We start from the raw sequence: 17,504 nt of genomic DNA, 5'->3' as shown, positions 1-17,504 counted from the left end.
AGCCCTTCGGGCAGGCCATACGGGGATGACACAAGCAAGAAGCCCAAGTTGCGCTGTGTCCTCCTCGGCGGACTGCCACTTGCCGGCTTCGCCGAAAGACCCCCCGCCTACATGCCTTCCAGGGCTTCGCGGAAGGGCAGCATTTTTGCGTGGGCCTCGCGGACCTCGGAGTCCGGATCTGACTCGGCTACCAGGCCGCAGCCTGCGAACAGGCGTGCTGTGCGGCCTTCTACCTGGGCGCAGCGGAGTGCGATGCCCAGTTCTCCGTCGCCGTTGCCGTCGATCCAGCCGACTGGGCCTGCGTAGCGGCCTCGGTCCATGCCCTCTAGTTCCTCGATCACCGCGATGGCGTCCGCGCGGGGTGTGCCGCCTACGGCTGCGGTGGGGTGGAGAGCCTCGCCTAGCCTCAGGAGAGACGGCGAGTCGTTGAGGGTGCCTATGACGTCGCTGGACAGGTGTGACACGTTCGGCAGGCGTAGTACGGACGGTCCCTCGACGGACATCGTCGCGCAGAACGGGCGCAGGGTGTCGGCTAGTGAGGCGACTGCGTACTCGTGTTCCTCGCGGTTCTTGCCTGACGACAGCAGTGCAGCTTCGAGTTCGTCGTCGGACATGCCGTCGTGTGGCCAGGTGGTGCCCGCTAGTACTCGCGAGTCGACCACCTGTCCGGACCTGCGGAGCAGCAGTTCGGGGGTGGCTCCGACCAGGCCGTCTACCGCGTACACCCAGCACTCGGGGTAGCGGCGGGCCAAGCCCTGGAGGACGAAACGGTGGTCGATGGGGGCGTCGGCTACGGCCAGGAGGTCGTGGGCCAGGACGACTTTGCCCAGTTCACCGGCCCGCATTCGGGCCACGGCTGTTCGCACGGCCTCCCGGTAGGCGGTCACCGGCAGCTTTCCGTCTGCGTAGCGGACGGTCGAGGGGCGGGTGACGGGCTGGACGGTGTGAGGTTCGCTTTCGCCGATTGTGGTGAGCCATGTCTCACCGTTGCGGCGGCCGACCACGACCTCCGGGACCACCAACACAGACCGGCCCGGTCGGTCGGCGAACGCCATGCTGACGAATGCGACCGGGCCTGAGCCCGGTACGCCCAGTTCGTCTTCTACGTCCAACGACGCTGTGAAGTCGCGCCACCAGGTGTCGGCGGCGGCGAAGCGGTCTGGTCCCGACACCTCCACGCGGGCTGCCTCACCCCAGCCGACCAGGCCTGATCCGTCCCGCACCCACGCCAGGGCACCGGTCGGCGCGGGCAGCTTGCCCAGTAGGCCGCCGGCCGTGACGCGCCTGGTGTGGACGCGCAACCGCTGTCGGGTCCGTGAGGCGGGAGCTGAGGTCACGGCGTCGAGGGTATGGACTCAACGCTGAGATTCCGCGTCCGGCCAGCCCTAGACTCCTCAGTTGTGGTGGACAACGCAGTGCGGACCGGGCGTCGGCGGAAGGTGAAGCTGCTGGTGGGCCGGGCACTGGTGGTCCTGGGTGGCCTGGTGACGTTGATCGGTCTGACCCTGTTGGCCGCGTGCGTGCGCGACGACCTGGCCATCGAGAAGCGGCTGGGCAAGGCGACCGCCGAGGTGGTGTCGGTCTCGTTCCAGCGCACGGTGGTGCGGTTCGCGACGCCGGACGGCAAGGTCTACAGCCCCTCGCAGGGCGTGCTGTACCCGGACGGGCTGGAGCCGGGTCAGCTGGTGCGCATCGAGTACGACACCGCCGACCCCGAGGTCGCGCGGGTGGCCGAGCGGACCTGGACCCTGGCGATCCTGCCGATCTCGACGTTCCTGCTCGGGGTGTGGGCCGTGCTGTTGCCGCTGTTCTGGTGGGTGCGCCGCCGCTTGTGACACTTGTTCCCGAAATCCGCCTCCAGGTGTAACATTGCCCGCATGGACCTGGAGGCGGAGTTCGAGCGCGCCGTCAGCGGTGAGCAGCGCGTCGAGCCGCGGGACTGGATGCCCGACGGCTACCGCAAGACCCTGATCCGGCAGATCGCGCAGCACGCGCACTCCGAGATCATCGGCATGCAGCCCGAGGGCAACTGGATCAGCCGCGCGCCCTCGCTGCGCCGCAAGGCGATCCTGCTGGCCAAGGTCCAGGACGAAGCCGGCCACGGGCTCTACCTGTACGCGGCCACCGAGACGCTGGGCGCGGACCGGGGCGAGCTGACCGAGAACCTGATCAACGGGCGGCAGAAGTACTCGTCGATCTTCAACTACCCCACGCTGTCCTACGCCGACGTCGGCACGATCGGCTGGCTCGTGGACGGCGCGGCCATCTGCAACCAGGTGCCGCTGTGCCGCACCTCCTACGGCCCGTACGCGCGCGCCATGATCCGCATCTGCAAGGAGGAGTCCTTCCACCAGCGGCAGGGCTACGAGCTGCTGATGACCATGATGAGCGGCACGGACGCCCAGCGCGCGATGGTGCAGGAGTCGGTGAACCGGTTCTGGTGGCCGTCGCTGATGATGTTCGGCCCGCCGGACTCGGAGAGTTCCAACACCGAGCAGTCGATGAAGTGGCGCATCAAGCGCAACACCAACGACGAGCTGCGGCAGAAGTTCGTGGACATGACCGTGCCGCAGGCGGAGAAGCTCGGCGTGACCCTGCCCGACCCCGAGTTGAAGTGGAACCCCGAGCGCGGGCACCACGACTTCGGCCAACCCGACTGGGACGAGTTCTGGCAGGTCGTGGGCGGCAACGGACCGACCAACGCGCAGCGGATCGCGCATCGGCGCAAGGCGCACGAAGACGGGGAGTGGGTGCGTGCCGCCGCAGAGGCGCACGCTGCTCGTCGCGCACGTCAGGAGGGTGTGGCATGAGTTCGTCGTGGCCGCTGTGGGAGGTGTTCGTGCGGGGCAAGCGCGGGCTCAACCACGTGCACGTGGGGTCCCTGCACGCGCCGGACGCGGAGATGGCGCTGCGCAACGCCCGTGACGTCTACACGCGCCGCAACGAGGGCGTGTCGATCTGGGTCGTGCCGGCCGCCGCGATCACGGCGTCCTCGCCGGACGAGAAGGACCCGTTCTTCGCGCCCAGCGGCGACAAGGTGTACCGGCACCCGACGTTCTACTCGATCCCCGAGGACGTGCCGCACCTATGACCCGGGTGCGGGTGTCCCGCAGAACACAGCGACAACGCCGTCCCTGAGCGCTGGTGGCCACTATGAGTTTCGACAACGCTTATGAATCCCTGATCGACCACGAGGACACGCACTGGGCGTTCGGGACCGGGTTCTCCGAGGCCCTGCCCGGGGTCGACCGGGCGGTTCCGTCCGATGTGGACAGTGCGGACCTGTTCGCCTACTGCCTGATGCTCGGCGACGACGCCCTGGTGCTGTCCCAGCGGCTGGCCGAGTGGTGCTCGCGCGCGCCCGAGCTGGAAGAGGACGTGGCGCTGGCCAACATCGCCCTGGACCTGCTCGGCCAGGCCCGCCTGCTGCTGACCCGGGCGGGCGAGGTCGAGGGGCTGGGGCGGGACGAGGACGCGCTGGCGTACCTGCGCGACGAGCGGGACTTCCGCAACGTCCACCTCGCCGAGATCGAGTGCGGGCCGTTCGCGGGCGGCGACTTCGCCACGACGATGGCGCGGCTGCTGGTGTTCTCGACGTGGAAGATCGCGCAGTACTCGTCGTTGGTCGGTTTCGCCGACCCCGTGGTGGCCGCCGTGGCTGCGAAGGGGTTGAAGGAGCTGGCCTACCACCGCGACCACGCGGCCCAGTGGGTCGTGCGGCTCGGTGACGGGACCGACGAGTCGCACCGGCGGATGCAGGCCGGGCTGGCGCGGGTCTGGCCGTTCCTGGAGGAGCTGTTCGCGGCGCACCCGGTGGAGCAGCGGTTGGGTCTCGACCCCGCTTTCTACCGGGCCGAGTTCGACTCGGTGATCGACGCGGTGGTGTCCGCGGCGGGACTGGAGCGGCCGTCGTCGGTGCCCGCCGCGCGGGTCAACGGCCGGGCCGGGCGCGACGGCGTGCACACCGAGGCGATGGGCTACCTGCTGGCGGAGATGCAGCACCTGCACCGGTCCCTGCCGGGGGCGACGTGGTGACCGCGCTGGCCGTGGCGTCGGCGGTCCGGGACCCGGAGCTGCCGGTGCTGACGCTGGCCGACCTGGGCGTGCTGCGGTCGGTCGAGGAGGAGGACGGGCGGGTCCTGGTGACCATCACGCCCACCTACTCCGGCTGCCCCGCCGTCGAGGAGATGGGCGCGGACCTCAAGCGGTCGCTGCGCGCGGCCGGGTACGCGGAGGTCGAGGTCAGGACGTCGCTGGCACCGGCGTGGACCACGGACTGGATCAGCGAGGAGGGCCGGCGCAAGCTGGCGGAGGCCGGCATCGCGCCCCCGTCCCGCATCGGCCCGCGCGCGGTCGGCCCGGTCCCGCTGACCCTGACCCCGCCGTCCGCACGCGTCCCGTGCCCGCGCTGCGGGTCGCCCCGCACCGAGGAGCTGTCCCGGTTCGGGTCCACGGCGTGCAAGGCGCTGCGGCGCTGCCTGGACTGCGCCGAGCCCTTCGAGCACATCAAGGAGATCTAGATGGCCCGGCCGGTGTTCCACAAGCTGACCGTGGCGTCCGTAGACCGCCTCTGCGAGGACGCCGTGGCCGTCACCTTCGACGTGCCGCCGGAGCTGGCTCCCGAGTTCGCGTTCAAGGCGGGCCAGTACCTAACCCTGCGGCAGGGCGACGAACGCCGGTCGTACTCGATCTGCGCCCCGGTCGGCGCCCCGCCACGCATCGGCGTGCGGCGCGTGGACACGGGCTTGTTCTCGACGTGGCTGGTCGACCGCCTGACCCCCGGTGACGTGGTGGAAGTCCTGCCGCCTGCCGGCAACTTCACGCCGACTTCGGGCACCCACCACTGCCTGGTCGTGGCCGGTTCGGGCATCACACCGGCCCTGTCGATCGCCGCCACGGCTTTGGCCGCGGGTGAGCGGGTGACGCTGCTGTACGGGAACCGCCGGACGGACACGGTGATGTTCGCCGAGGACCTGGCCGACCTGAAGGACCGCTACCCGTCCCGGTTCCAGCTGATCCACGTGCTGTCCCGTGAGCCTCGGGACGTGGAGTTGTTCACCGGCCGTCTGGATGGCGAGAAGCTGCGGGCGTTGCTGGGGACGGTCGTGCCTTTCGAGTCCATCGACCAGTGGTGGCTGTGCGGGCCTTACGGCATGGTGCGCGACGCGGAGGCTGTGCTGTCGTCGCTGGGCGTGCCGGCGACGTCCGTCCACCACGAACTGTTCTACGTGGACGAGCCCCCACCGCCTCCTCGGCGTGCCGAGCAGGTGTTGTCGTCGGTGGGCGAGGGCACGGTCATCCTGGACGGCCGCACCACCACCGTCCCGCTGCCGCCGGACACGCCGATCCTCGACGCGGCCCAGCGGGTGCGGTCGGACTTGCCTTTCGCCTGCAAGGGCGGGGTGTGCGGGACGTGCCGGGCGCTGGTCGTGTCGGGCGAGGTCGACATGCGGCGCAACTACGCGTTGGACGAGTCGGAGGTGGCGGCGGGCTTCGTGCTGACCTGCCAGTCCGTGCCGGTGACCCCGGCGGTGACGGTCGACTTCGACGCCTAGGCGCAACTAGCGTAGCCAGGTCACGATTGGGCCGAATGTCGTATCACGTTAGTGCTACGGCATGATCTTCGTCATGTCGCTGCACGCCTTCCTCGACGAGTCGCGCCGAGGCTCCACCTACCTGGTCGCCGTCGTCACCATGCGGTCCCGAGACCTCGACCGCGCCCGCTCGGCGCTGCGCGCCAAGGTGAAGCCCGGCCAACGGCGCCTGCACTTCAAGAAGGAGAACACCACGCGGCAAGGCGAGATCGTCGCGCTGATGAACCGATTGGACATGCGCGCCCGGCTCTGGCTCTGCGACCACTCGAACGACGTCGTCGCCCGACGCATGTGCCTGACCGCAGTCGCGGCCCACCTGCTCGAATCGGGCGTCGCACGGCTGGCGCTGGAAAGCTGCCAGCACCAGGACAGTCGTGACCGCACCACGCTGGCCGCCGTCGTGGGCAAGGCGGACGAGTTCAGCTACGAGCACCTCAGGCCGCACGAGGATCCGCTGCTGTGGCTGAGTGATTCCATCGCCTGGTGCTACGGGGTCGGTGGCGAGTGGCGGCGGCGCGTCCAGGGCCTGGTCGACGAGGTCCACAGGGTGGAGGTGCCGTAGAAAGCGCGAAACCCGGCAACCGGCCGTCCGACCGGTGAACCGGGTTCACTTCCGGCTCCTATTGGAACCGGCATGGCAATGCTAGCACGACGGCCAGCGGATGTTGATCACACTATCGGGTCATAGAGGACTGCCACCAGCCGAGAACCTCTTCGGCCACCTCCGGCATCGCCACCAGCAACCCGTCCACCGGCAGCGGCGCGTCGTCGCCGCGGCGGTCCAGGACGGCGGCGCCGGACTCGACCGCCAAAGCCACCGCGCCGGCCACGTCCCACTCGTGGTAGCTGTGCAGCACGGCCGCCGCCGCGTGTCCCAGGGCCACCTGCGCCACCGCCAGCGCCTTCGACCCCAGCACCCGCACGCCCGTCCCCGCCACCGCCGCCCGCGAGATGAACTCGCCCATCCCCGGCCACGGCCCGGTCCGCGTCATCTCCGTGCACACGATCGAGCTGACCGCCTGCTCGCCCAGCTTCACCGGCGTCCCGTTCGCCCGCATCCCCCGGCCGCGCGCGGCGGCGTAGATCTGCGCCCGGTACGGGTCCGCCACCACGCCGACCACCGGCCCCCACCGGTCCACCAGCGCCAGGCTGTACGCGCACCACGGCACGCCCGCCACGTAGTTCGCCGTCCCGTCCACCGGGTCCACCACCCAGCGGAACTCGGCGTCGGACGCCACGTCCTCGTCGGTGTCCTCGCAGAACACCGGGATGTCCGGGAACTCGGCCATCAGCACCCGCCGCGTGTGCCGTTCCAGGGTCCGGTCCGTGTCGGTCACCCAGTCGAACGGCGACGCGTCGTCGTCGGGTCGCGCGCCCCGGCCGGCCGTCGCCATGATGACGTCCGACGCGTCGTTGGCCAGGCGTCCCGCTATCTCCAACGCGATCGACACCAGACCGGGATCGACGGGCTGCGCGGGTCGGGACGACAAGACGGTCATGCCGAGCTAGTGTCACCGCCCCTGGTGTCCGCGATGCGACCTCCAGGTGAAGCGACGACGATCCTTCGGTCAACGTCAACCGTGACGCGAGGATTTCGACCTTCGTTCCCCGATCCGTCACGCCACCGTGTCCTTCGCACCTCAAGGTGATCGGCGTGCGTGTAGCGATCGTCACCGAGAGCTTCCTCCCGCAGGTGAACGGGGTGACCAACTCCGTCCTGCGCGTGCTGGAGCACCTGCGTGCGCACGGCCACCAGGCCCTCGTGGTCGCCCCGGGCGCGGGGGCCGACCACCACCACGGCACCCCGGTCGTCCGGGTGCCCGCCGTCGACCTGCCCCGGTTCAGCTCCCTGCCCGTCGGCGTGCCGACCCGCAAGGTCCTCACCGCGCTCGCCGACTTCCGCCCCGACGTCGTCCACCTCGCCAGCCCGTTCGTCATGGGCGCCCGGGGCCTGTCCGCCGCCCGCCGCCTCGGCCTGCCGACGGTCGCGGTGTACCAGACCGACGTCGCCGGTTTCGCCGGCCACTACGGCCTGGGCCTGACCGCGCGCGCCGCGTGGCGCTGGACCCGCCGCCTGCACTCCCAGGCCGACCGCACCCTCGCGCCGTCGACATGGGCGGTGGAGGCGTTGCGCGAGCACGGGGTTCCGCGCGTCCACCGGTGGGGTAGAGGAGTGGACGTGGACCTCTTCGCACCTCACCGCCGTGACGAGACCCTGCGCCGTTCCCTGGCTCCGAACGGCGAAGTGCTCGTCGGCTACGTCGGCCGGTTGTCCCCGGAGAAGCAGGTGGACCGCTTGCGCGCCTTGCGGGACGTGCCCGGCATCCGCCTGGTAGTCGTCGGCGAGGGACCCGAGGAGGCGGCGCTCCGGCGTGACCTGCCCGACGCGGCTTTCCTGGGCTTCCGCACCGGCGTCGCGCTCGCGGAGGCCTACGCGTCGCTGGACGTCTTCGTGCACACCGGTCCGCACGAGACGTTCTGCCAGGCCGTGCAGGAGGCGCTGGCCAGCGGCGTGCCCGTGGTCGCCCCCGACGCCGGCGGCCCGCGCGACCTGGTCCAGCCCGACACCGGCTACCTGTTCACCACCGACGACGACCTGCGAGCAGCCGTGACGGCGTTGTGCGACCCGCTGCGCCGCAAGCGCTACGGCCACGCCGCCCGCCGGTGGGTCCGGGGCCGGACGTGGTCGGCGGTGTGCGACGAACTCCTGGGCCACTACCAAGCCGTCCTGGGTTGGCCGGAGCGTCAAGCCGCATGAGGATCGTGCAGCTGGCCAACTTCTACGGCCCGCGCTCAGGCGGCCTGCGCACGGCCCTGCACCACCTGGGCACCGGTTACGCCGCAGCGGGCCACGAGGTGATCTTGGTGGTCCCCGGTCCCGCCCACGCCGACGAGCACCTGTCCGCCAGGGTCCGCCGCATCACCCTCCCCGCACCGCAACTCCCCGGCACCGGCGGCTACCGGGCCGTCGACCCGTGGCGCGTGCGAACCCTCCTGGACCACCTCCACCCGGACCGCCTGGAGGTCTCCGACCGCCTGACCTTGCGCGGGATGGGCAAGTGGGCGTCCGCGAACGGCGTGCCGAGCGTCGTCATCTCGCACGAGCGTTTGGACCGGCTGTTGGAGCAGTTCCTCCTGCCGCCGGCGTTGGCGAGGGCGGGCGCGGACTGGGCGAACGCGCGCATGGCGGCCAGCTACGACACCGTCGTCTGCACCACGGATTTCGCCCGGCAGGAATTCGACCGCATAGGCGCACGCAATGTGGCCCGGGTCCCTCTAGGCGTCGACCTGCACACTTTCACCCCGACCCGCCACAACCGCTCCCTGAAACGCGACCTGGCGCAGGGCGCGGACGCACTGTTGATCCACTGCGGCCGACTCTCCCCGGAAAAGCACGTGGAACGCAGCGTCGACACCGCCGCGGCCCTCCACACCGCCGGCCACCGCATCCGCTTGGTGATCGCCGGCGACGGCCCGAGGCGGGAGGCGCTGGAACGGAGGGCAGCGGGCCTGCCGGTGACTTTCCTGGGCTTCGTGAACCAGCGGACGGAGGTGGCCACCCTCCTGGCCACGGCGGACATCTCCCTGGCCCCCGGCCCACACGAGACTTTCGGCCTGGCGGCACTGGAGGCCCTGGCCTCCGGCACTCCGGTGGTCGTGTCGGCGTCCTCGGCTTTGCGCGAGATCGTCCAACCCGGCTGCGGCGCAGCGGTCCCCGACGACGCTTCAGCCTTCGCCGGCGCGGTGAACACCCTGTTGGACGACCCCGAACCAACCCGCCGAGAAGCAGCAAGGGCACGGGCGGAGCAATACCCGTGGCAAACCGCCATAGACGGCATGCTCACCGCCCTACAAGCCACCTAACCCACCCCACCCGCCTCTTCCCGGCCTCCCTGGGGATTGGTTCGGGGTTTCCGCCCACAACCACCCTCTTCTCCCGCCAACCCCCACGCCGCCGCCCACCAACGCCGCCGGACCCGCCGCCTGCCCCCCGACGGACCCACCAGCCGCCTCAACCCACGGCCTGCCTGAACCGCGGGCTTGCCTGAACCCGCCGCCCGCCTGAACCCGCCGCCCGCCTGAACCCGCCGCACGGACGGGCCCGCCGTCCGCCACCGCGACCTGCCGCTAGCCGCTGCGAACCGCCGCCTGCCGCCTGGACCCGCCGCCGGCCGCCCGGCTCACGTCGCACAGGCGCTGCTGGCTGCTCGTACCGCACAGGTTTCCCCGGCGCCTCCTTGAGCGCGTGCTCGGCAGGCGGCCACTCGCGCTCGCTGTCGGACGTCCGGCAGCCGGGCCGCAGTGCGGTCATCGGGCTTGAGAGCTGCGGGCGGCCGGCGGTGGGCGCGGGCTGCGGGCGGCTGGCGGTGGGCACAGGCTGCGGGCTGCGGGCGGCGGGTACAGGCCGCGGGCGGCTGGTTGTCAGGGGTTGGGTGCAGGCTGCGGGCGCCGGCGGCGGGTGGTTGGCCGCCGGGCGGCTGGCGGTGGGCTGTGCGCAGCTGGCCGCGGGCGAGTGCGGGCTGCGGGGGCCTCAGGGGCTGCGAGGCTCGGGGCGGCGGGGTCGGGCTGGGGCGCTGGGGGCTGCGCGGGCACGGGCCGCAGGGCCGCAGGGCCGCAGGGCCGCAGGGCTCGGGACGAGGGCTGCGCGGGCTCGTGCCAGAGGGTCGCGGGGCTGGGGCTGGGGCTGCGAGGGCTTGGGCTGCGGGCTGGAGGGCTGCGGGGCTTGGACTGGGACCTTGGGCTGGAGGGCTGGAGGGCTGTGGGGTGGGTTCGGGTGGGTGGGGTGGATGTGTGTGGGTGGGTGGGGTGTGCGAGGGGGCCTTGGGCCGGGGGCGCCTCCTTGTTCATTACGGCAACGTGAGTGGTAAGTGGAAAGTGCCCGGGGAACGGCGGGTTCGCTATATCGAGTGGATTTTGGGGACTAAGGGAACCTTTGTGAGGGGTGTTGGTGTGAAGGGGCTGTGGGTTCGGGAGGGGTGGGGTGGGGGTGTGCGGGATGTGGGGGGTTGGGGGCGTCACCTAGGCTTTGGGCATGTCGCGTGCAGGTTTGGACAAGAACCCCCGCGAAGTCGCCGAGATGTTCGACGGTGTGGCCAAGGGCTACGACCGCACGAACTCCGTCATGACCCTGGGGTTCGACCGGCGCTGGCGGGAGTGGAGTCGGCGGGTTCTCGATGCCCGTGCCGGGGAGCGGGTGCTTGACCTCGCTGCCGGGACGGCGGTGTCCACCGTCGAGTACGCCGCGTCCGGGGCTTGGTGTGTGGCGGCTGACTTCTCCATCGGCATGTTGCTCGGCGGTAAGCACCGGGACGTGCCCAAGGTGGCTGCCGACGCGCTCAAGTTGCCCTTTGCGGACGGTGTGTTCGATGCCGTCACGGTGTCCTTCGGCATCCGGAACTTCAACGACACCGAGGCCGCTCTCCGGGAAATGGCCCGTGTGGTCAAACCGGGTGGCCGGCTGGTGATCTGCGAAGTGTCCACACCTACGTTCCGGCCGTTCCGGTTCGTCTACATGCGCTACCTGCTCAAGATCCTCCCGTTCATCGGCCGGGTCGTCTCCTCCAACCCGGACGCCTACCAGTACCTCGCCGAGTCCATGCGCACCTGGCCCGACCAGCGCAGCCTCGCCGAGATCATCGCGAAGGCCGGGTGGGAGGACGTGGCCTGGATGAACCTGACCTTCGGGATGGTTGCCCTGCACCGGGCCACCAAGCCCCTCGAGGAGTCCAAGCCACTGGAGGCGAGCGAGTGAAGGCCGAGGAGAGCCAGTGAGGGTTGGGGTGGTCGGGGCGGGGAACATTGGGGCCTCCGTCGCCAAGAAGTTGGCGAAAGCGGGGCACGACGTTCTGATCGCCAACAGTCGTGGGCCGGAGACGCTGCCGGACCTCGACGGGGTTGCCAAGGGGACCGTGGACGACGCCCTCGACAGGGACGTCACGTTCCTCGCCGTGCCGTGGGTCGCGATGGACGACGTCACCGGCGGGCGGGACTGGAGCGGGAAGATCGTGGTCGACACGAGCAACCCGATCCTCCCCGGCTTCGCGTTCGCCGACATCGGGGACCGACCTTCCAGCGCCATCGTCGCGGAGAAGGTTCCGGGCGCGCGGCTGGTCAAGGGGTTCAACACGCTCAGCCCGGAGCGGCTGGAGCGGGACGCTCGCACGGTGATCTTCCTGTCCGGGGACGACCCCGAGGCCACGAAGGTGGTCGCCGAGCTGGTCGAGTCCGCCGGCTGGGCGGCGGTCGACCTCGGGTCCTTGGAGACCGGTGGGCGTCTCCAGCAGTACCCGGGTGGACCGTTGCCGGGGCTCAGCCTGGTCCAGCAGGACTGAAGGCCTCTACGGGAGCAAGATCCTCAGCAACCCATAAGTAGACTCGGCCCCGGACTTTGTGAACTGACGCACAAGGAGCGGGGATGACGACTCCCAGCCGCCGCAAGGCAGGCGAGGACGCCGAGGTGATCGTGGTCGGCGCGGGGCCCGCGGGGTCGACGGCCGCGACCTACCTGGCCCGCGCGGGCCTGGACGTGCTGCTGTTGGAGAAGAGCACGTTCCCCCGCGAGAAGGTGTGCGGTGACGGGCTCACCCCGCGTGGCGTGAAGCAGCTGATCGACCTGGGCATCGACACCCGGGAAGAGGCCGGCTGGCTGCACAACCGGGGCCTCCGAGTGGTCGGTGGCGGGGTCACGCTCGAACTCGACTGGCCGGACCTGGCGACCTTCCCGCCCTACGGCGTGGTCCGCCCCCGCCAGGACTTCGACGAGATGCTCGCCAAGACCGCCCAGCAGGCCGGCGCGCGCCTCTACGAGCAGACGACCGTCACCGCGGCCATCCAGGAGAACGGCCGCGTGGTCGGCGTGGAGGCCAAGACGGGGCCGGACAAGCAGCCGGTCACCTACCGCGCCCCGATCGTCCTGGGCTGCGACGGTGTCAGCGCCCGGCTCGCGCTCAGCGTCGGCATCCAGAAGGACGACGCCAAGCCGATGGGCGTGGCCGTCCGCCGCTACTACGCCAGCCCCCGCACCAAGGACGACTACCTGGAGTCGCACCTGGAGCTGTGGGACCGCCAGAACGACGTCCTGCTCCCCGGCTACGGCTGGATCTTCGGCATGGGCGACGGCTCGGTGAACGTCGGCCTGGGCATCCTCAGCACCTCCAAGGCCTACGGGACTACGGACTACCGAGCCCTCCTGCGCTCCTGGCTCGACGGCACCCCGGAGGAGTGGGGCTTCCGCGAGGAGAACGCGACCAGCCGCATCGGCGGCGCCGCGCTGCCGATGGGGCTCAACCGGAAGCCGCACTACCGTGACGGGCTGCTCCTCGTGGGTGACGCGGGCGGCATGGTGAACCCGTTCAACGGCGAGGGCATCGGTTACGCGATGGAGTCGGCGCGGATCGCCGCCGAATCGGTCGTCCAAGGGCTGGCCCGCACCGGGTACAGCCGGGAACGCGCACTTCACGGCTACCCGGTCCGCATCGAGCAGGCGTTGGGCAGCTACTACCGGCTCGGCAACGTCTTCTCGAAGCTCATCGGCAACCCCGCGGTCATGCGCACGGCGACCAAGTACGGCCTACCTCGGAAAACGCTGATGAAACTGGTTCTGAAGCTGCTCGCGGGCCTTTACGACCCCAAGGACGGCGACTCCTTCGACCGTCTCATCACGGCCGCCACGAAACTCACCCCAACGGCCTAATCAGCCCCTGCTAGCCGACGCAGCGCCGCCCTACGGGTCGGCGCTGTTTCGTTTTGGGTGTGCTCCCGTTCACTCCGGGGCCCCAAAGCTGTTGATCTGCACCGTGTAAGACCAGGTCAGAGCATGTCCAGGGGGTGCGGTTCACGCCTCTGTGTGACGTTCTACACTGGCCCCCAGGTCTTGTGAATCAGTTCACAACCGGCTGAGATGCCTTGTGAAGTGTTTCACAAGCGACCTGCGGAAAGTTAGGTCCGCCTAACCTCCGCCAGGCCGCAACAACACCCTTAGGGTGCGCAACGGTCGGCGGTGCCACCACCACCGCGACGACGCGAGGAAAGGACGACGGAGAGTGCTGGACCCTTACCTCCCCCTCGTATTGATGTTCGCCCTCGCCGCGGCCTTCGCCCTGTTCTCCGTGACGGCCGCCCCGTACATCGGGCCCCGCCGCTACAACAAGGCGAAGCTCGACGCCTACGAGTGCGGCATCGAACCGTCACCCCAGCCCGTGGTCGGCGGTGGCCGCATGCCGGTCGCCTACTACCTCACGGCGATGCTGTTCATCCTGTTCGACATCGAAATGGTGTTCCTCTACCCCTTCGCGGTCTCCGCGGACCGGCTCGGCCTGTTCGGCCTGGTGGAGATCGCACTGTTCGTCGCGACGGTCGGCTTCGCGTACGCCTACGTGTGGCGGCGCGGCGGCCTCGACTGGAACTGAGGGGGAAGACCCGTGGGCCTGGAAGAGAAGCTCCCGAACGGCATCCTGCTCGCCAGCGTGGAGAAGCTGGTCAACTGGACCCGCAAGTCCTCGCTCTGGCCGGCCACGTTCGGCCTCGCCTGCTGCGCCATCGAGATGATGACCACCGGTGGCCCGCGCTACGACCTGGCGCGGTTCGGCATGGAGGTCTTCCGCGCCTCGCCGCGGCAGGCCGACCTGATGATCGTCGCGGGCCGGGTGACCAACAAGATGGCGCCGGTGCTGCGCCAGATCTACGACCAGATGCCCGAACCGCGGTGGGTGCTGGCGATGGGCGTGTGCGCGTCCAGCGGCGGCATGTTCAACAACTACGCGGTCGTGCAGGGCGTGGACCACGTCGTGCCGGTCGACATGTACCTGCCGGGCTGCCCGCCGCGGCCGGAGATGCTGATCGACGCGATCCTCAAGATCCACGCGAAGATCATGGACGAGCCGCTGGGGCAGAACCGGGCCGCGCTGCTGGCCGAGCAGGGCAAGCGCACGGAGCTGATCCCGTCGTCCCAGCGCTTTGCGAAGAAGTGAGTGAGATGACGCAGCCAGGGGACGAGCACTCCAGCGCCGAGCGCGCCGTCGAGGGCTTGGAGGCGACCAACGGCGCCGCGCCGAAGGCGCCCATCGTCGCGGGCAAGGCCCGCAAGGGCATGTTCGGCGTCGCGGGGTCCGGTGACACGTCGGGCTTCGGCGGCCTGCGGCTGCCCGCCCACGTCGCCGCGCCCAGCGAGCGGCCGTTCGGCGGGTGGTTCGACGAGGTCGCCGACGAGCTGATCGCCGCGATCCACGAGGCCGGCCTGCCCGGCGACACCATCCAGCAGATCACCGTCGACCGCGACGAGATCACGTTCTACCTGCGCCGGGAGAACCTGGTCGAGGTGGCGCGGATCCTGCGCGACGACCCGGCGCTGCGCTTCGAGCTGTGCAGCTCGGTGTCCGGTGTGGACTACGGGCCGGACGCCCCGCAGCGGCTGCACTCGGTGTACCACCTGACGTCGATGACCTACCGCCGGCGCATCCGGCTGGAGGTCGCGGTCGACGTGGACGACGCCCACATCCCCAGCGTCGTGTCGGTCTACCCCACGGCGGACTGGCAGGAGCGGGAAGCCTGGGACATGTTCGGCATCGTCTACGACGGCCACCCGGGCCTGACCCGGATCCTCATGCCGGACGACTGGGACGGCCACCCGCAGCGCAAGGACTACCCGCTCGGCGGCATCCCGGTGGAGTACAAGGGCGCGGAGATCCCCCCGCCAGACCAGAGGCGGTCCTACTCATGAGCACCGAACGACTCTCCGAAGACCTGCTTGCAGGGTCGAGCCGACTCTCCGACGTGACCACGGGCACCGACACGACCTCGGTGGGCCGCGAGTCCGACACCGCCGCGCAGGCCGACGCCGCGAACGGCCGCGACCCGTACGACGCCACCTCCCGCCAGACCACCGAGGGCACCGTCTACACGGTGACCGGCGGCGACTGGGACGAGGTGCTGGCCGAGGCGGCGGGCGACGAGCGCATCGTCATGAACCTGGGCCCGCAGCACCCGTCGACGCACGGCGTGCTGCGCCTGGTGCTGGAGCTGGAGGGCGAGACCGTCACCCAGGCCCGCAGCGTCATCGGCTACCTGCACACCGGCATCGAGAAGAACTGCGAGTACCGGAACTGGACCCAGGGCGTCACCTTCGTGACGCGCATGGACTACCTGGCACCGCTGCACAACGAAGCCGCGTACTGCATGGCCATCGAGAAGCTGCTGGGCATCGAGGCCCCGGCCCGCGCGCAGACCATCCGGGTCATGCTCATGGAGCTGAACCGGATCTCCTCCCACCTGGTCGCCCTGGCGACCGGCGGCATGGAGTTGGGCGCGCTCACCGGCATGACCGCGGGCTTCCGCGAGCGCGAGGAAGTCCTGCACCTGCTGGAGTTCCTGACCGGCCTGCGGATGAACCACGCCTACATCCGCCCCGGCGGCCTGGCGCAGGACATCCCGGTCGACGCGCCGCAGCGCATCCGCGAGTTCATCAAGGTCATGGACTCGCGCCTGCCGGACTACGACAAGCTGCTCACCGGCCAGCCGATCTGGCGCAACCGCCTGGCGGGCATCGGCTACCTGCCGGTGGACGCGTGCCTCGCGCTGGGCATCACCGGCCCGATCCTGCGCTCCGCGGGCCTGCCGTGGGACCTGCGCAAGGTCCAGCCGTACTGCGGCTACGAGAACTACGAGTTCGAGGTGCCCACCTCGAACGACGCCGACTCGTTCGCCCGCTACCGGCTGCGGCTGGCGGAGATCCACGAGTCGCTCAAGATCGTCAAGCAGGCGGTGGACCGCCTGGAGCCCGGCCCGGTCATGGTGGACGACGCCAAGGTCGCGTGGCCGGCGCAGCTGACGATCGGCGCGGACGGCATGGGCAACTCGCTGGAGCACGTCCGCAAGATCATGGGCCAGTCGATGGAGTCCCTGATCCACCACTTCAAGCTGGTGACCGAGGGCTTCCAGGTGCCGGCGGGCCAGGTGTACGTGCCGATCGAGTCGCCGCGCGGCGAGCTGGGCTACCACCTGGTCTCCGACGGCGGCACCCGGCCGATGCGCGTGCACGTGCGCGAACCCAGCTTCGTGAACCTCCAGTCGATGCCCGCGATGTGCGAGGGCGGCATGGTCGCCGACGTCATCGCGTCGGTGGCCTCGATCGACCCGGTGATGGGTGGTTGTGACCGATGACCCAAACGCAGGAACCCACGCACGACTACGCGGACGTCTTCGGCCAGGACACCGTGGACCGGGCGCGGGCGATCATCGCCCGCTACCCGTACGCGCGGTCGGCGCTGCTGCCGATGCTGCACCTGGTGCAGTCGGTGGAGGGGTACGTCAGCCAGAACGGCATCGCGTTCTGCGCCGACCAGCTCGACCTGTCCCACGCCGAGGTCAGCGCGGTCGCGACCTTCTACACCATGTACAAGCGGCGGCCGTGCGGCGAGCACCTGGTCAGCGTGTGCACGAACACCCTGTGCGCCGCGCTGGGCGGTGACGCCATCTACGCGAAGCTGCGCGAGCACCTGGGCGCCGACGGCAAGCCGCTGGGCCACGAGCAGACCTCGGGCGAGCCGGGCGAGCCGGGCTCGATCACGCTGGAGCACGCCGAGTGCCTCGCCGCGTGCGACCTCGGCCCGGTCCTCCAGGTGAACTACGAGTTCTTCGACAACCAGACGCCCGAGAAGGCGTTGGAGCTGGTCAAGGCGTTGCAGGCGGGGGAGAAGCCGCACCCGACGCGGGGTGCGCCGCTCACCGACTTCCGCCAGGCCGAGCTCCAGCTCGCGGGCTTCTTCGAGGGCCGGGAGGCGGACCTGGACGGTCCGTCGGCCGCGCCGGAGACCGTGCGGGGCGCCGCGCTCGCGGCGGACCGCGGCTGGACCGCGCCGGCCATGCCGGACGACGCGGAGTTCCCGCCGCTGCCGGAAAAGAAGTAGGGGGAGG

Annotated in this window: 19 protein-coding genes; 17 read left to right on the top strand and 2 right to left on the bottom strand. The window is 70.3% G+C overall.

Annotated elements, in window-relative coordinates:
- Nucleotides 1-107: 107 nt before the first annotated feature.
- Complete coding sequence (locus tag WBN91_RS15040; RefSeq protein WP_337724611.1) at nt 108-1,337, bottom strand: isochorismate synthase; 1,230 nt, start codon at nt 1,335-1,337, stop codon at nt 108-110.
- Nucleotides 1,338-1,400: 63 nt separating this feature from the next.
- Here WBN91_RS15040 and WBN91_RS15035 point away from each other — a divergent pair, with 63 nt between their 5' ends.
- The 7 genes from WBN91_RS15035 (at nt 1,401) to WBN91_RS15005 (ending at nt 6,156) form a co-directional block, all read left to right on the top strand.
- The gene (locus WBN91_RS15035) at nt 1,401-1,835 is read left to right on the top strand and encodes a DUF3592 domain-containing protein (RefSeq protein WP_337724612.1); all 435 of its coding nucleotides are present in this window, start codon (nt 1,401-1,403) and stop codon (nt 1,833-1,835) included.
- A gap of 42 nt (nt 1,836-1,877) precedes the next feature.
- On the top strand, nt 1,878-2,810 hold the full coding sequence (gene paaA, locus WBN91_RS15030) for a 1,2-phenylacetyl-CoA epoxidase subunit PaaA (protein ID WP_337724613.1): 933 nt from the start codon (nt 1,878-1,880) through the stop codon (nt 2,808-2,810).
- Nucleotides 2,807-3,091, top strand: a complete 285-nt coding sequence (gene paaB, locus WBN91_RS15025) for a 1,2-phenylacetyl-CoA epoxidase subunit PaaB (RefSeq protein ID WP_121224725.1) — start codon at nt 2,807-2,809, stop codon at nt 3,089-3,091. The genes paaA and paaB overlap by 4 nt, the downstream gene beginning before the upstream one ends.
- A gap of 62 nt (nt 3,092-3,153) precedes the next feature.
- The gene (gene paaC, locus WBN91_RS15020) at nt 3,154-4,035 is read left to right on the top strand and encodes a 1,2-phenylacetyl-CoA epoxidase subunit PaaC (protein ID WP_337724614.1); all 882 of its coding nucleotides are present in this window, start codon (nt 3,154-3,156) and stop codon (nt 4,033-4,035) included.
- Nucleotides 4,029-4,520, top strand: a complete 492-nt coding sequence (paaD, locus tag WBN91_RS15015) for a 1,2-phenylacetyl-CoA epoxidase subunit PaaD (RefSeq protein WP_337724615.1) — start codon at nt 4,029-4,031, stop codon at nt 4,518-4,520. Before paaC ends, paaD begins: the two co-directional genes overlap by 7 nt.
- Nucleotides 4,521-5,555, top strand: a complete 1,035-nt coding sequence (gene paaE, locus WBN91_RS15010) for a 1,2-phenylacetyl-CoA epoxidase subunit PaaE (RefSeq protein ID WP_337724616.1) — start codon at nt 4,521-4,523, stop codon at nt 5,553-5,555.
- A gap of 61 nt (nt 5,556-5,616) precedes the next feature.
- Entirely contained in the window at nt 5,617-6,156 is a 540-nt protein-coding gene (locus WBN91_RS15005; RefSeq protein WP_337724617.1) for a hypothetical protein, read from the top strand.
- A gap of 112 nt (nt 6,157-6,268) precedes the next feature.
- Here WBN91_RS15005 and WBN91_RS15000 read toward each other — a convergent pair whose 3' ends face one another.
- Nucleotides 6,269-7,093, bottom strand: coding sequence for an inositol monophosphatase family protein (locus WBN91_RS15000; RefSeq protein ID WP_337724619.1), 825 nt, complete (start codon nt 7,091-7,093; stop codon nt 6,269-6,271).
- Between the two features lie 155 nt (nt 7,094-7,248).
- Between WBN91_RS15000 and WBN91_RS14995 the strand changes: the two genes are divergently transcribed.
- From WBN91_RS14995 to nuoE, 10 genes are all read left to right on the top strand, one after another.
- The gene (locus tag WBN91_RS14995) at nt 7,249-8,352 is read left to right on the top strand and encodes a glycosyltransferase family 4 protein (RefSeq protein WP_337724620.1); all 1,104 of its coding nucleotides are present in this window, start codon (nt 7,249-7,251) and stop codon (nt 8,350-8,352) included.
- On the top strand, nt 8,349-9,458 hold the full coding sequence (locus WBN91_RS14990; protein ID WP_337724621.1) for a glycosyltransferase: 1,110 nt from the start codon (nt 8,349-8,351) through the stop codon (nt 9,456-9,458). Before WBN91_RS14995 ends, WBN91_RS14990 begins: the two co-directional genes overlap by 4 nt.
- 1,168 nt (nt 9,459-10,626) lie before the next feature.
- Nucleotides 10,627-11,346, top strand: a complete 720-nt coding sequence (locus WBN91_RS14985; RefSeq protein WP_337724622.1) for a demethylmenaquinone methyltransferase — start codon at nt 10,627-10,629, stop codon at nt 11,344-11,346.
- A 16-nt stretch (nt 11,347-11,362) separates the two neighbouring features.
- Nucleotides 11,363-11,926, top strand: a complete 564-nt coding sequence (locus WBN91_RS14980) for an NADPH-dependent F420 reductase (protein ID WP_337724623.1) — start codon at nt 11,363-11,365, stop codon at nt 11,924-11,926.
- Nucleotides 11,927-12,009: 83 nt separating this feature from the next.
- Nucleotides 12,010-13,287, top strand: coding sequence for a geranylgeranyl reductase family protein (locus tag WBN91_RS14975; protein WP_337724624.1), 1,278 nt, complete (start codon nt 12,010-12,012; stop codon nt 13,285-13,287).
- A gap of 349 nt (nt 13,288-13,636) precedes the next feature.
- Nucleotides 13,637-14,002, top strand: coding sequence for an NADH-quinone oxidoreductase subunit A (locus WBN91_RS14970; RefSeq protein ID WP_121224746.1), 366 nt, complete (start codon nt 13,637-13,639; stop codon nt 14,000-14,002).
- A 12-nt stretch (nt 14,003-14,014) separates the two neighbouring features.
- On the top strand, nt 14,015-14,563 hold the full coding sequence (locus WBN91_RS14965; RefSeq protein ID WP_121224748.1) for a NuoB/complex I 20 kDa subunit family protein: 549 nt from the start codon (nt 14,015-14,017) through the stop codon (nt 14,561-14,563).
- 5 nt (nt 14,564-14,568) lie between these two features.
- Nucleotides 14,569-15,312: an NADH-quinone oxidoreductase subunit C gene (locus tag WBN91_RS14960; protein WP_337724625.1), complete on the top strand. Its 744-nt coding sequence runs from the start codon at nt 14,569-14,571 to the stop codon at nt 15,310-15,312.
- A complete protein-coding gene (locus tag WBN91_RS14955; protein WP_337724626.1) occupies nt 15,309-16,751 on the top strand; it encodes an NADH-quinone oxidoreductase subunit D in 1,443 nt (480 codons plus the stop codon). Before WBN91_RS14960 ends, WBN91_RS14955 begins: the two co-directional genes overlap by 4 nt.
- On the top strand, nt 16,748-17,497 hold the full coding sequence (gene nuoE / locus WBN91_RS14950; RefSeq protein WP_337724627.1) for an NADH-quinone oxidoreductase subunit NuoE: 750 nt from the start codon (nt 16,748-16,750) through the stop codon (nt 17,495-17,497). Before WBN91_RS14955 ends, nuoE begins: the two co-directional genes overlap by 4 nt.
- Nucleotides 17,498-17,504: the final 7 nt, after the last annotated feature.

It is taken from the genome of Saccharothrix sp. CCNWYY140, from assembly GCF_037401995.1.
Classification (GTDB): Bacteria; Actinomycetota; Actinomycetes; order Mycobacteriales; family Pseudonocardiaceae; genus Actinosynnema.
Note: the sequence above shows the minus strand (reverse complement) of the source record. Positions and strands in the feature narration are given on the sequence as shown.